12 protein-coding genes and 1 tRNA gene are annotated in these 13719 nt (G+C 37.2%); 3 read left to right on the forward strand and 10 right to left on the reverse strand.

The window, feature by feature from the left end; translation table 11 throughout:
- The first annotated feature begins 146 nt into the window (after positions 1-146).
- The gene (locus I6U50_RS10110; protein ID WP_198628868.1) at positions 147-500 is read left to right on the forward strand and encodes a hypothetical protein; all 354 of its coding nucleotides are present in this window, start codon (positions 147-149) and stop codon (positions 498-500) included.
- Between the two features lie 363 nt (positions 501-863).
- Here I6U50_RS10110 and I6U50_RS10115 read toward each other — a convergent pair whose 3' ends face one another.
- Both I6U50_RS10115 and I6U50_RS10120 read right to left on the reverse strand, forming a co-directional pair.
- Complete coding sequence (locus tag I6U50_RS10115) at positions 864-1622, reverse strand: UDP-2,3-diacylglucosamine diphosphatase (RefSeq protein ID WP_198638748.1); 759 nt, start codon at positions 1620-1622, stop codon at positions 864-866.
- Between the two features lie 305 nt (positions 1623-1927).
- Positions 1928-2377, reverse strand: a complete 450-nt coding sequence (locus I6U50_RS10120; protein ID WP_198638749.1) for a 6-pyruvoyl trahydropterin synthase family protein — start codon at positions 2375-2377, stop codon at positions 1928-1930.
- A 100-nt stretch (positions 2378-2477) separates the two neighbouring features.
- Between I6U50_RS10120 and I6U50_RS10125 the strand changes: the two genes are divergently transcribed.
- Positions 2478-3134, forward strand: coding sequence for a 2OG-Fe(II) oxygenase (locus tag I6U50_RS10125; protein ID WP_198638750.1), 657 nt, complete (start codon positions 2478-2480; stop codon positions 3132-3134).
- 282 nt (positions 3135-3416) lie between these two features.
- Here the strand turns inward: I6U50_RS10125 and I6U50_RS10130 are convergent, their stop codons facing one another.
- The 4 genes from I6U50_RS10130 to I6U50_RS10145 all read right to left on the reverse strand — a co-directional run bounded on the left by I6U50_RS10130 (position 3417) and on the right by I6U50_RS10145 (position 6738).
- A complete protein-coding gene (locus I6U50_RS10130) occupies positions 3417-3605 on the reverse strand; it encodes a hypothetical protein (RefSeq protein ID WP_193711907.1) in 189 nt (62 codons plus the stop codon).
- 89 nt (positions 3606-3694) lie between these two features.
- Entirely contained in the window at positions 3695-4462 is a 768-nt protein-coding gene (locus tag I6U50_RS10135) for an enoyl-CoA hydratase/isomerase family protein (RefSeq protein ID WP_198638751.1), read from the reverse strand.
- A 343-nt stretch (positions 4463-4805) separates the two neighbouring features.
- Complete coding sequence (locus tag I6U50_RS10140) at positions 4806-6134, reverse strand: MATE family efflux transporter (RefSeq protein WP_198638752.1); 1329 nt, start codon at positions 6132-6134, stop codon at positions 4806-4808.
- A gap of 70 nt (positions 6135-6204) precedes the next feature.
- A complete protein-coding gene (locus I6U50_RS10145) occupies positions 6205-6738 on the reverse strand; it encodes a GNAT family N-acetyltransferase (RefSeq protein WP_198638753.1) in 534 nt (177 codons plus the stop codon).
- Positions 6739-6810: 72 nt separating this feature from the next.
- Between I6U50_RS10145 and I6U50_RS10150 the strand changes: the two genes are divergently transcribed.
- Positions 6811-6884: transfer RNA gene (locus tag I6U50_RS10150), tRNA-Ala, on the forward strand.
- A 291-nt stretch (positions 6885-7175) separates the two neighbouring features.
- Here I6U50_RS10150 and I6U50_RS10155 read toward each other — a convergent pair.
- The 4 genes from I6U50_RS10155 to kbl form a co-directional block, all read right to left on the reverse strand.
- Positions 7176-8078 (reverse strand): alpha/beta hydrolase family protein, encoded by a 903-nt coding sequence (locus tag I6U50_RS10155; protein ID WP_193711911.1) that lies wholly within the window; start codon positions 8076-8078, stop codon positions 7176-7178.
- 6 nt (positions 8079-8084) lie between these two features.
- Positions 8085-10868, reverse strand: a complete 2784-nt coding sequence (locus I6U50_RS10160) for a PD-(D/E)XK nuclease family protein (protein WP_232805921.1) — start codon at positions 10866-10868, stop codon at positions 8085-8087.
- A gap of 27 nt (positions 10869-10895) precedes the next feature.
- On the reverse strand, positions 10896-12314 hold the full coding sequence (locus I6U50_RS10165) for an OmpA family protein (protein WP_198638754.1): 1419 nt from the start codon (positions 12312-12314) through the stop codon (positions 10896-10898).
- Positions 12315-12504: 190 nt separating this feature from the next.
- Positions 12505-13698, reverse strand: a complete 1194-nt coding sequence (gene kbl, locus I6U50_RS10170) for a glycine C-acetyltransferase (protein WP_193711913.1) — start codon at positions 13696-13698, stop codon at positions 12505-12507.
- Positions 13699-13719 lie beyond the last annotated feature (21 nt).

Here is a 13719-nt window from a genome sequence, read left to right on the forward strand (position 1 = left end):
TACTTCTATTTAGATTCATTTTAAATAAAAACTTTATATTTGACTAAGCTTCCTGGAAATAAGGTAAGTGGTTAGGAAATGATAGTTGAACTTTGAGCTTGGTTTCAAAGTTTTTTAATCTCGATTATCGAGAAAAATATTTTAAAATGGAAGATGTAGCTTTAATTTATCATAACAAATTGGGGATTTCCTTTAGGTGGAAAAATAACTTACCAAACGCCGATCCCGCACGGGTACAGATGGTTTTTAAAGATATGGGCTTTTATTTATTACCCGAAGAAATTAAGCACTTCTCCAGCAATATACAGGCAGCTAAATATTATAATTGCGGTAATTGTAGTAGAGAAAAATCCTGTAGGAATATTCTTTTGAGATCTCCACTTGAAAAAATGGATTTTGCGGTAAGTGCCATAGAGCTGGAACAAATTTCAGATTTAATAGAGGGAACTTTATTTAAGTTAAACCTGGAAGATTATTTAAACGGCTGTGGGAAGAATTAATTTTAGAACAGAATTTATTTTTAAACTTTTTAATATGGTTTTTTCTTTTTTGCATTGCCCAGAAAAGAAACAAAAAATTCTAGGCTTACGAAACTTTGTCTAAATTTATCATTCAATCCCTAAATTTTAGGAACTCGCCAATGAAATTTAGTATAAGCCTAAAAAACATTTTTGGCTCAAACAGCCTAAAATTTTACGGAATTTTCACTTCAAATTTTACAATAAATTTTCGATAGGCCAGCCAAAAAAATCGTATTACGAAAAACAACCCAACTTTTATAAAGTGCTGTCAGCACCCAATTATAATAAGTCCTTACAAAGTATTTCCAAAACCGTAGAACGCTATTTAAAAATAAGCTTTTTTCAATTACTTAATTTCTTTAAAACCGTCTTCTCACCATCAAAAACCGCGTAGGTGTAAAAGTCTATCCAATCGCCGGTGTTGATATAGGTAGAATTTCCGCTTAAATCTATTTCCAGGGGTAAATGCCGGTGACCAAACAGAAAGTAATCGTAATGTTTTTCTTTTAATTTTCTACGGCAATATTGAATAAGCCATTCTTTTTCTTCTCCTAAAAACTCCTGCTCTTCCTTTCCCGAAATTGCCTTGTTTTTTACCGAAAAATATTGTGCCAGCGGAATGCCTAAATCGGGATGTAACCATCGATAAAGCCATTTTGAAAACGGATTGGTAAATACCTTCTTCATGCGCTTATAGCCGTGATCCCCAGGTCCCAAACCGTCCCCATGGCCCACAAGAAAAGTTTTATCGTTAAAAGTGAATTCCTGTGGCTTATGAAATACAGGGATATTTAATTCTTTTTCAAAATAATCGTGCATCCATAAGTCGTGATTGCCTACAAAGAAGTATACGGGAATACCACTGTCTTTAATTTCGGCCAGTTTTCCTAAAACCCTCACAAAACCTTTAGGCACAGCGTGTTTATACTCAAACCAAAAATCGAATAAATCTCCGAGTAAAAATATGGCAGCAGCGTCTTCTTTAATTTCATCCAGCCATTTTACAAACCTTATTTCCCTTGGTTTGCTTTCTTCCTGGGTAGGTGCACCCAGGTGATTGTCACTGGAGAAATAAACTTTTTTGCCTTCGGGGATATTCATTTATTATAATTCTAAGCTGTAAATATAAATATTTTAAAAGACCTCACAGGTTTTAAAACCTGTGAGGTCTATGTGTTTTAAGCTTTCCGTTTTAATCTTTTTTTGAAGATTAGCCTATCGAGGCTGTCTTAAATGTCTAGTTTCGTCAAGCTGAACTTGTTTCAGCTTCTAAGATGTTTTTAATTACCAACACGTTAGATCCCCGATAAAGAATCGGGGCAGGCTCTGAAATAAATTCAGGATGACGATTTTAAGAACTTTTCAGACAGCTACCTTGTGTCTACTTCCCCTTCGCGTTTGGGGGCTTATTGATCGCTTGCATACCATTCAGCAAAACTGGATTCGGTTTCCTGTAGTTTTAGGGAATGTAGTTTTATATGCTCGGGTAAATACTTTTTAATCTTTTCAGCAAAATCCACTACCATATTTTCGCTGGTAGGCTGGTAATTTACCAGGATTACGTGATGCCCTCTATTTTTTAATTCCCCGGCAAGCTCTACGTGGGGGGTGTTTTTATTGAAAACCGTTGCGTGGTCAAACTGATCTACAATTTCAGATTTTACAATCTTTTTTAAGTCCCCAAAATCTATCACCATACCAAACTTTACATTGTCTTTATCGGTAATTGGCTCCCCAATCACACAAACACTAAGTTTATAACTATGGCCGTGAACATTTCGGCATTTTCCATCATAACCATACAGGGCGTGGCCGGTTTCAAAAGAGAACTGTTTGGTAATTCTAATCTTGCTCATTCTGCGTTATTTTTGGCAAAGTTAAGGGTTTTTTAGCGTTATATTTTTTTTCTAAACAATTAAGTTTCTGTTGTATATTTGTAGGCTTTTTTTATAAAAAATGAAAACCAAAACTGATTTAGAACTGTTTGAACAACTGGATTTTAAAGAAAATCCTTTCTACGAAAATATTATTACCAATTTAGTTGAAAATCACTATAGCATTGTAGATAATTTCTTTAATGCTGAAGAGGTTGCGATGCTTCGAAGGGCATTAAAATTAAAATTTGACGAATCCCAATTTAAAAAGGCTGCAATTGGTAATAGAACCAACGAAATTGTGGCGAAGTCTATTCGGGGAGATTTTATTCTATGGCTCAATGAAGCCGAAGCAGGGGAGGCTGAAAATTTGTTTTTTAATAAAATCAATTCATTAATAGCCTATTTAAACAAAACCTGCTTTTTGGGGATTTTAACCAAGGAATTTCATTATGCGCTTTATCCCGAAGGTACTTTTTACCAGCGGCATTTAGATACCTTTCAAAATGATGGAAGGAGAAAACTTTCTTTGGTATGTTATTTAAACGAAGAAGATTGGAAACCTGAAAACGGTGGGGAATTGGTAATTTATTCCGAAGAAAATGGGGAGGAGGTAGCCAAAGCTATTTATCCAATGCCGGGTAGGGTAGTGATTTTTGAAAGCCAGTTAATGGAACACGAGGTAAAACCGGTAAAAACTGCCAGGTTGAGTATAACCGGATGGTTAAAAACCCGATAATCGAGAATAAATTCTCCCAAATTATTTTCTAAACTAAACTACCTCTGGAAAAGCCCACGGGGCATTAGTTGAAACTATTTTTTAATTTCGAAGCAAGCTTTGGGGTATTATACCCTTTGGCGGTGCTAATAAAGCCTTATTTAATCTCTGGTTGAAAATTGGCCACAAGAGGTTAATTCTTGAATTTCTTATAAAGCACTACAACAATTAAAACAAGTGCTAAAATTAGCCAAAATCCCATTCCGCTTAAAAAGCTTAAAAATTCCCAGGTATCTTCTCCCATTAGTTCATACGTTTTTTCTGTTGCCTTTTTCTCCAATTATAACGCGCATAGAAGAAAACGGCAAGAATAAGTAAAATACCCAGCAAATACAGCCAGTTGCCAATAATAAACTCCCAAATGGTAAAACCCCATTCCTGTTCGCTGTTGGGGTCTCTATCTTTTGGTAAATGTTCCTGTAGTAAACTCATAAGCTTGTTTTCAAAGTGGAATTTACGTTTTTCCGGCCGGCAAATATGTTATAAGGATGCTAATTTAGAACTATAATTACCTGGCCTATTTACTTTTTATATTTGGCTAAAGCGTTTTTTGTAAAATCTGAAAGCACTAATTCTCCCGATATTGCTGCTCTTTCCGGAAGTAATTGCTCCCAGTGATCTGTATTTTTCCAAAGCATTTGCTTCATCTCATATAGGGCTTCGGGGTTATAAGATGCCAACTTTTCGGTAAAAATGGCTATTTCTTTATCTAAATCTTTTAGGTTTTCAAAAACACGGGCGTAGAGACCTTTATCTTTTGCCCAATAGGCGTTTTTCCATTCGTGGGCAGCCAGGCTTAGTTCACCCAATGCACCCACACCAATTTTGCGTTCTACGGCCGGGGCAATTACAAAGGGGCCAATACCTATGCTAATTTCTGAAAGCTTTATTGCGGCCGCATCGGTAGCCATAGCATAGTCACAGGCAGCAACCAGGCCTACGCCACCGCCAACTGTTTTTCCCTGAATGCGGCCCACGATAAGTTTCTTACATTTTCGCATAGCGTTTAAAACTTTGGCAAAGCCCGAAAAGAACAATTTTCCTGCCTGCATAGTTTCAATCGCTACCAGCTCATCAAAAGAAGCACCGGCGCAAAAGGCTTTTTCGCCTTCAGATTTTAATAAAATAATTTTTACGCTCTGGTCTTCCGATAGTTTGTAAAACTCTTTCTCCAGTCGTTCTAATAAGTCTGAAGGGAAAGAATTACTGGCCGGATGACCAAATTCTAAATGAGCAATCCCATTTTCTATATGTGTGTATAAACTTCCGTTTTCTCGTGTGGTTGCCATAAATTCATTTTTCAGTTAGCTGAATACTCAAATTTAGAAAGATTAGAATTGATATAATCCTTTTTAGTTTAATAATTTAAAATTCAATTTTAGAACAGAAACCCTACTTCTAACATTGATATGATTCATTAAAAAATTGATCATCAGTAATTTAATTAAAACCCTGGAAAAGCTTATTTTCCTAGTTCGCCCAAACAAGCCTTATACTGCTAAAAAAGATTCTAAAGCCCTGCTTTGAAATCTTAACACCGCGATTTTTCAAAATTTTCCTGAGTCTCACTGCGACTGCCCACTGAGACTGTAAACTGAGACAGCCAACTGCCCAATGAGACTACCCACTGAATCATACTTCTTTTTGCAAATATTTCCTTCGGAATTTAATAACCAGTCCGGCACTGCGAATAAGCATCCAAACAAAAAATGCGATCCATATACCATAGAGTTGTAGCCCAAAATAATCTGAAATTAACAGGGCAGGGGTAAAGCCCAAAAACGTGGCCACAAGCAATAGGTTTCGCAGGTATTTTGCTTCGCCCAAACCTTTAAAAATCCCATCGAACATAAAGGCGATGGCATTTACCGGTTGCATTAATAACACGATCCAGAATACCGAAGAGAAAATGGCCAATACCGCTGTGTCTTTATTAAAAACCAGGCCAATTTCATTGTATAAAAGTCCGCAAACAGCCATAAGGATAAAGGCTATCAAAACCGCGTATTTGCTAATTTTCTTACTGAGTTCCCATAAATTTTTATAATCTCTGGCACCCAGTAATTTTCCGCCAATCGCGTTTCCGGCATTGGCATAGCCATCTATAAAAAAGCTAAAAAACAACCAGATATTCATTAAAATACTTTGTGCTGCGATATAATTTTTCCCATAATCTGTTGCATAGGCATTTGCCAGGTATATTGCGAAATTTAAAGCGGCTGTTCTTACAAAGAGGTTGGCAGCCATAAGCAAAAGACCTTTTAGCCTGGGGTTTATATTCAGACTTAGCTTTAAGTGGAAAGGTGTCTTTTTAAAGAAAAACCAGAGTGCCATTACCAGCATGGTCCCCTGCGCAGCAAGACTGGCATAAGCAGCGCCTTTTAAATGCATGGGAGGTATAAGGCCGTCTATACCGTAAACCAAAAGAAAGTCCAGGCCAACGTTAACAGCCGCGCCTACAAGGCTGCACTTCATTGCCCAAAGTGTATTTTGAAGTCCGCGAAATACACCAAAAATGGCAAAGGTTACTAAAGTTAACGGGTACCCTAAAGCCCGAATTTGATAATAGTCTTCAGAATATTGCAAGATCAAACCTTCGGCATTATAGGCACTAAAGATTGCTTCGGCAAAAAAAGCGGTAGTAGCATAAATCACCAGACTAAACGCAAAATTGAAATAAATGGTCTGGGGAATAAGTGTTTTTACCGCGTGGAGCCGGTTTGCACCTAAATGTTGTGAAACAATTGCAGAAATAGCGGTTTTGGTTTGTGCTACAATCCAGATAATAGCCGAAAGAAATGAACCCACAATTCCCGCTGCAGCAAGGGCTTCAACCGAGTTTTTTTCTACATTTCCAATAACCGCAATATCAGTGAGTGAGATAAGCGGCTCGGCAATCCCGGCAATGATGGCGGGGATGGCAATTCGATTGATATTTTTAAAACTAACGGAAGATTCCAAAAAAAACAATTCTTTATAATCGGCAAATATAGAATGCTTTCTTGTAAAGCCTCATTTTACAATTGATTTCTTAAGGGTTTTTATCGGTTTTTTCTATGTGATTTGATAGTGGTTTTTCATAACAGTGAAAAGGATATTCATTTTTATGCGGAAAATAAACGTCCCCAAGTTTTATATACCCCCGGGTTTCATAAAATTTCTGATTGCGTTTGTTCTTGCTAAATGTATCTAAACGTATGGAATCATAGTTCCTGTTTATAGCAAATTCCTCGGCAAAATCCATCATTTTTCTGGCGTAAGCTTTTCCCCAGTAAGCCGGATGCGTAGCGAGCCTATGCACATAAAGGTTGTTGCCGGTCTCGGTAAGCCAATCAATATTCTGGTAAACCTTATCCATTTTTGGGGTGAGCACAATAATGGAAATAATAACTTTTTCTTCCTCAAAAACATATAATTCCTTATTCTGAATATCGGCTTGAAGTTTTTCACGGGAAGGATAATGTTTGTTCCACTGAAGTATATTTTGCTCCTGAAGCGCTTTGGCACAGGCTTCGGTTAAGCTTTTTATTTCGGAGAGGTCGGTTATGCTTGCTTTTCTAATCATTTCTTAATTATAATAATAAATAAAAGTTCTTTGCTGAAATTTATAGAAAATTATTACATTTGCTCTCCAATTGGGGGATTAGCTCAGCTGGCTAGAGCGTTTGGCTGGCAGCCAAAAGGTCATCGGTTCGACTCCGATATTCTCCACAAAACCACCGTTTTTCGCGGTGGTTTTTTTATTTCTAAACTTTTATTTTTAAAATATCGAGAGCTTGTTGGATCTTGCCGATCTTGCATCATGAAGATCTAAATTCAGCATAAAAAAGGAAGTTGACTTAGAAGGGCTCATGGCGTCAAGCTGGTCTTCTTTCAGCTTTTAACTTGTTTAGCTTTTCAAAATCTTAGATTCTAAACTAAATTCAGAATGACGATTTATAAAAAAACGATCTTAAAAATTAATTCAAGACCGTTTTTGGTGAAAACATACTTTAGAAAAGCCTAAGAGTCGGCTTCATCATTATCTATATATTCATCTTTTAAGTCCTGGACGCTAGCAGCTAAAAACTCTGATGTCCTGTTTAAAACATGCTGAAACTCTTTTGATAATTCATCTTTATTCCACGGATGGGAAATACCAAAAACGTGATCGGCATTTTCAACTAAAAGCAATTTTGAAATTGCACTCCATTCAAATAAATTCCCGGCATCTGCAATAGAAACTGTAGTGTCGTTACTACCGTGCGCAATGAAATGAGGAATGTCTAATTTCTTAGCCGATTTTTTAATGTTTAGCCGCTCCCTATTTTCCCTAAAATTTTTGTAAAACTGATAATGATGGGGTAATTGCTGCCCTGTGCGGGTGTTTGTTATGTATTGCACACCTTTTTTCTCCCAGGCCTCCAGCTCTTTTTCTTTTGGAAAACGCGAGGCAAAGTCACTTACAGCGGCAAAAGTAATAAGTTTATTAATCCTTTCTTCTTCGGCAGCTTTTATAACCGCAATTCCACCGCCCCTTGAATGCCCAATTAGATTGATGCTCTTTACGTCTATTTGTTGTGCTTCCTGAAAATCTGGTGTTAAAACCCAGTCTATAACACTTTGTAAATCGTCTAGCTCTTTAATATAGTTGTTGTCTCCAAAAGCCTCTATATTTAAAAATTCGGTGGGATTATCGGGCGAAGTGCCATTGTGGGAGAAATTAAATTTTACAAAGAAATAACCTTTTTCGGCATAAAATTCTCCCATTTTATTCCAGGCTCCCCAATCTTTAAAACCTTTGTAGCCGTGGCAAAAAATAACGATTGGTTTTGGTTTTTTATCGTCCTTAAAAATCAGGTCAATTAAGATCGGCTTATTATGTTTTCCATCAATCTGCAGATTGGTTCTTTTTGTAATTTCCATAGACATTTATATTTCTTTTTCCTTGAAAGGAACCTGTGGATCGCAAATTTCTGTAATTAATTTTTTTAATTCCATTTCAAATGCATCCAGTGTTTCTTTATTTATAGCAGTTTCTTTATTTTTTGTTCTCGGTTTATCTTTTTTTGCGAATTTCAGGAACCCATTTTTTAAATTTTTAAACGAAATTATCCCTGCTTCAACTGGAAAATCCAGCGAATTCTGGTCATGTATCATTTTGGTGTATGCCAGTACCTGAAAACTCTTGCTGTATTTATCATAATCTGAAGTGAGATCTTCCCAATCTACAATTTCAATTTTATCCTGGGTTACCTTTCCCGTTTTATAGTCAATAATTCTGGTAATACCGTTAGTATTTTCTACTCTATCTACTTTTCCGCGCATAAATATCGGAAAATCAAGCTTCCCTATCTTAATTTCAGATCTTAAGTTTTCCTCAATTTTTAAGATCTTAATTTCTTCATTTTTAAGTCGTTCCAGTTCCTGATTTAAGAAATTACGAAGATAGCGTTTGGCCACTTCAAAAATCAATAGGTTTTTCCCCTGGTTAAGCGGCCCGTTTAAATAAGATTTTTTAAACTGAAGCGCGATTTCTTTCTCAATTTTTGCTTTAAAAGCTTCAATATCCTGTGCCGTAAGAAACTTATTCTCGAGGGGCTTGTAGAAGTTTTCTAAACTATCGTGCACGACAGTGCCCAGGGTGTTATAGGCTACCGTTTCCTCTACTTCCTGGCTGTCTCGAACGCCAAGTACGTACTGTCGGTAAAAATCCAGGGGGTTTCTAATATATGAGGTTAGGGCGGAAGGTGAGAAACCGTAAGCAGCAAGCGATTTTATTTTCTCAATAATTTCGGGCGTTTTCTTAATCTCGCGAAGTTCATTTTTAATAGCCGGTACTTTGGGGCTTACCGTGGTGTGTTTAAGCTGGTGTGCCGGCTGTTTTTCAATTTCCAATTGCGTGAGAAACCTGCTCTTTTCGCCCGAGTTTAAACCGTCGGTTTCTGTGTTGTAAAGCAAATGTATGTTTTCTGCCCGCTGTAAAAGCCGGTAGAAATGGTATGTATAAACAGCATCTTTTTCTTTGTATGTTGGAAGTTTATAAGTTTGTTTTAAATCGAATGGAATAAAAGAACTCCCCGATTTTCCCGAGGGCAAAACCCCTTCGTTAACCGAACAAACTATTATATTTTTAAAATCTAACGCACGTAATTCCAGCATTCCCATAAGTTGTAGGCCTTTAAAGGGTCTTCCCTGAAAATCCAAATTTTGAGTGCTTATTGTTTCTTTATAAAATTGGTAAAGTGAGCTAATACTTTTTAAATGCGGATAGGCTTTATTTAAATTTTCCAGTTTGTTAAATAACACGTGAAAATGGTATAAAAATTCCAGGGCAAGCTTACGTCCGCTACTCTTTAAATGACTTTTAATCTGGTTTATCATCTCCTGAAAAGCTTCCAGAGCTTTGGAAGGCGAATTCTCCCAGTTTGTAAAACAAGCTTTTACTACAGACTGTGCGGTACCTGAAAAAGCATTTATAATTTCTTTGGAAGATAAGTTTACTGTATTTTCTGACTGAATTTTTTCTATAAAATTCCGGTTTTGTTGCTTTAGTATTTCGTTTAAGGCGGGATGATTGATTACCGAAATAACATCTTTATAATAATAGGCTGAAGCTGTATGTTGATGAATTTGAAATAACTTATCAAAAAGGGAAGCTATGGGTGCGTTCTTAAGCGGGAACCCCATGGTAATATTCAAATCTTTTACATTTGGCGGCAAACTGTTTAGTACTGGAAGTAGAAGGTCCTCCTGACCCAAAACCACGGCGGTTTCCTGTAGGGTTTCTTCGTCTAATTCTGCCAGTAATTCCCCCAAATATTTAGCCTGGCCAACATTTTTAGGAATTCCGGTAAGTTGAATTTTTTTTGGTTTGTGATATTCACTTACCTGCAGCTTTGCCTTCCTTTTTTTGTAAACCGGCCAATCTTTCAAATACTGATTTATAAAAAGGGACGCATCATGTTGCCGATCTTTAACAAAAACCTCGTCGAGGTCCCAATAGATTTCGGCTATATCTTTTTCAAGTAAATGCTGAACAATTTGTTGTTCTGCTGTATTTAGTGCGTTAAAGCCAATGAAAACGTGTTTAGTGGGATGATTTTGAGCATAATCAATTATTTTTTCTGAAGCCAACCGGTAAATTAGTCCCTGGTAGGCGTTATTTTGGGAAAGTAACTCCTTTTTTAGTCCATCGTAATAAGTGGGCAAACTTTTCCAGAAGGCCAGGTAATTATTTATGAGCTCTGTTTTGGGCTCCTGAATAGACCAGTGTTTTAAGTCCTGAATGTCTGCCAGGTAATTAAAGAAGCTCTTATGGTCTATTAAGTAGCGATCAATTTCATTAAAATCGTGGATTAGGCTTTGGGCCCAGGCGGTAAAGGTTTCAAAATCTTCCTGTGCCTCTTCGGGAGTAACTGATTTATAAACCTTGTAAAACTCAAATAAGGTTATTGTATTATCTACTGTTTTTGCTTCCGAAATAATTTCGGTAAACTCTTCAATACTATAAACTTTGGGCGCAAAAATATGATACATGCCTAATGCCGAAAGTTCTTTAAGTAAAAAGCTTCCCGCTCGTTTGCTGGGAAGTATAAAAGTTATTTCTGAAATATTTTCTTCGGAAGAGATAAGTTCTTTAAGAACTTTTGAAATAAAAGATACCATAGCATAAAAATAAAAAACGCCCCGGAATCCGGGACGTTTTTGTAACATAAATATCCAATCTAATTGGAAGATTATTTATTCCATAGAAGAATCAGAATCTTTTACTTCTTTATTCTTATCTAAAGAAATTTCAACCCTACGGTTATCCTGTCTTCCAGCGGCAGTACTGTTAGTAGCAATTGGTCTTGATTCACCATAACCTTCAGAAGTCAATCTGCTGCTTTCTACACCATTTTCTTCTAACCAGGCTTCTACTGATGCGGCACGCTCACGAGAAAGTTTCTCGTTATAATCGGCGTTACCGGTACTATCTGTATGCCCTTCAATATGGAAAATTGTGTTAGGATATTCGTTCATAATGTCTGCAATAGACTGAAGTGCTTCTTCTGAATCGTCTCTAATCGTAGCTTTGTTCAGGTCGAACAATACAGTTTTAGAATATTCATTCAATTCAGAAATAACTTCTACGTCTGGCTCAGGACATCCGTTGTTAGCTGCAGTTCCAGCAACTTCAGGACAATCATCGTCTTTATCTAAAACACCATCACCATCCATATCTTCGTAAGGACATCCGTTGTTTTCAGCAGGACCTGCTTCGTTAGGACAGTCGTCTTCGTTATCGGCAACTCCGTCTCCATCGGCATCAGGACACCCGTTCATTTCAACAGAACCAGCTTCTTCAGGACATTCGTCTTGTGGATCTGGAACTCCGTCTCCATCAGTATCAGGACATCCGTCAAATTCAGCTAAACCAGCTTCATCGGGACAGTTATCCATACGGTCTTCAATACCGTCTCCGTCAGTATCAGGACATCCGTTAAATTCAGGTAAGCCTGGAGTTTCAGGACATTCGTCGTCTTTGTCGTAGATTCCGTCACCATCAGAGTCGGTACCACCAAACATGAATTTTATACCACCGGCGTGTTGAAAGTGGGTTGCACCATCATTATCAAAAACGTGCTTGTAGTTTGATTCAAGTGTTAAGGCAATGTTGTCGTTAAACCAGAAGTTTAAACCTACTTTACCGTTAAGTGTCGCTGCACTAAGGCCTGAAATTGGAATATCACCATTATCAGCAATGTTAGTGTAACCACCACCAATACCAACAACAGGATCAATCCAACCATCGTTTAGTAATGCTCTTAAGCTATAGTTGAAAGACCCATCAACAGCATAGTATGCCATTTGGGAAACTCCCATATCACCATAATTTTCAATTTGGTTTAAAGAACCCGCAAGTTCAAAAACGAAACCGCTTCCAATATAGCGTCCTACAGATAATCTTGATACAGAAGGTAAAATATTCCAGTGATCTCCTGTATTAAAATACTCGTCGAAAGTCCCTCCTAATGGAGCATCTTCACCAGTAGGGTAAAAATCTACCGCATTGGTCTGGACACCAATAGCCCAGGGATTGTTAGCATCCTGTGCCTGCACCGAAGTGATACCCAGAACCAACATTGTAGCGAATAAAATTTTGCTAAGATGTTTCATATTCAATAGTTTAGTTTTAAGTGTTAATTGTTAACAAAAGTATACCGTTGAAGCTTATCAACAAAGCTTAAAATAATAAAGTTTTCTTAATAATCCCTTTGATAGTCTGCTTTTTGAGAGCTTTTTAAGAATTGTAGACCTTTATTTTTGATAAATTTTCATTACAGTTTTCCCCCTAAAACACTATCTCTTAAATTACTCCTAATTCTTTCCCAACCCTTGTAAATGCTTCAATAGCTTTATCTAAATGCTCCTGCTCATGCGCTGCCGATAGTTGTACTCTAATTCTTGCTTTTTCTTTAGGAACAACCGGGTAAAAGAACCCAATTACATAAATACCTTCTTCCAGAAGTCTATCGGCCATTTTTTGCGATAATTTGGCATCATATAACATTACAGGGACTATAGCCGCTTCACCATCAATAATATCGAAACCTGCATCTTTAATTCCCTGTTTGAAGTATTTGGTGTTACTTTTTAGTTTTTCACGTAGTGTATTATCGTTTTCCAACATATCAAAAACCTTGAGGGATGCGCCCACAATGGCCGGTGCCAGTGAATTTGAGAACAAATAGGGTCTTGAACGTTGTCTTAATAATTCTATGATTTCTTTTTTCGCGGTGGTGTAGCCTCCCATTGCACCACCAAGGGCTTTACCCAGGGTTCCTGTAATAATATCTACTCTATCCAAAACCCCTTTTTCCTCCAGGGTACCAATACCTTTTTCACCAATAAACCCGGTAGCATGGCATTCGTCTATCATAACCAGGGCGTCATATTTATCGGCCAGGTCACAAATTTTGTCTAATGGAGCTACAAGGCCATCCATAGAGAAAACACCGTCGGTTACAATAATTTTAAAGCGAGCACCTTTTTCGTTGGCTTCCTGAAGTTGTTTTTCCAAATCGGCCATATCACCATTTTGATAGCGATACCTGGCTGCTTTACATAAACGTACCCCATCAATAATAGAGGCATGGTTTAGTGAATCTGAAATTATCGCGTCTTCTTTGGTTAAAAGTGGCTCAAAGATTCCGCCATTGGCGTCAAAACAAGCAGCATAAAGAATAGTATCTTCTGTTCCGTAGAAATCGGCTATTTTTTGTTCTAATTCTTTATGAATATCCTGGGTTCCACAAATAAACCTAACACTAGACATACCAAAACCGTGACTGTCCATAGTATCTTTTGCGGCTTTTATAACCTCTGGGTGGGAGGATAATCCTAAATAGTTGTTAGCGCAAAAATTAATCACTTGCTGCCCGGTAGAAATATTGATTACCGCATCCTGAGGGCCGGTAATTATTCGTTCTTTTTTAAAAAGACCGTCTTCTTTAATTTGCTCGAGTTCTTTTTCTAAATGTTGTTTTATCGATCCGTACATAATTCTATTTTTTTTACAAAC

It is taken from the genome of Salegentibacter maritimus (genome assembly GCF_016236975.1).
Taxonomy (GTDB): Bacteria; Bacteroidota; Bacteroidia; order Flavobacteriales; family Flavobacteriaceae; genus Salegentibacter; species Salegentibacter maritimus.